Here is an 879-nt window from a genome sequence, read left to right as displayed (position 1 = left end):
ACGGCTCGCTGGGTCTGTCGTGGAACTACGCCACCGATCTGTTCGACGCCGAGACCGTGGCGTCCTTCGCCGACCGCCTGGTGCGCGTGCTGCGCACGGTCGCCGAGGACCCGGCCGCCCTGATCGGTGATATCGATCTGCTCGGCGAGAGCGAGCGCCACGATGTGGCCGAGCGCTGGGTGTCGGCGGGCGAGGACATCGGCGACTCCGATGCCACCCTGTCGAGCCTGTTCGACCTGGCCGTGGCCGCCTACCCGCAGCAGGTCGCGGTGCGCTTCGGCGACGAGGAGCTCAGCTACTTCGAGCTGGACCGGCGCGCGAATGTGCTGGCGCGCAGGCTGATCGCCGAGGGCGCGGGCCCCGAATCGCTGGTCGCGGTGCTGCTGCCGCGTTCGGCGGATCTCGTGGTTGCCCTGCTGGCCGTGATCAAGACCGGTGCGGGTTACGTGCCGATGGATCCGACCAACCCCGCCGACCGCATCGCCTACGTGCTGTCGGACGCCAAGCCGACCAGCGTCATCACCGACTCGACCGTGCAGGTCGACCTGCCGCACGACCTGAACAAGGTGCTGCTGGACGGCTTCTCGCTCGAGGCCGGGGACATCGAGGACGCGGCCGACGCGCCCGTCACCGACGCCGACCGCCGCAGCCCGCTGCGGCCGGATCACGTCGCCTACGTCATCTACACCTCCGGCTCGACCGGCCGCCCCAAGGGCGTGGCCGTGGCGCACCGGAACGTGGTGCGGCTCATGGCGAACACCGATCGCGAGTTCGGTTTCGGACCCGAGGACGTGTGGACGCTGTTCCACTCCTACGCGTTCGACTTCTCCGTCTGGGAGCTGTGGGGCCCGCTGCTCTACGGCGGCAAGCTCGTGGTCG

General features: G+C 70.0%; 1 protein-coding gene. It reads left to right on the top strand.

Annotation, left to right across the window (positions count from 1 at the left end; genetic code table 11):
• The coding region (locus ACYVN4_RS45140) for an AMP-binding protein (protein ID WP_460730490.1) at positions 1-879 on the top strand (879 nt) is incomplete at both ends.

The sequence above is a fragment of the Nocardia heshunensis genome, from assembly GCF_054782115.1.
This window is presented reverse-complemented; position numbering and strand designations above follow the sequence as displayed.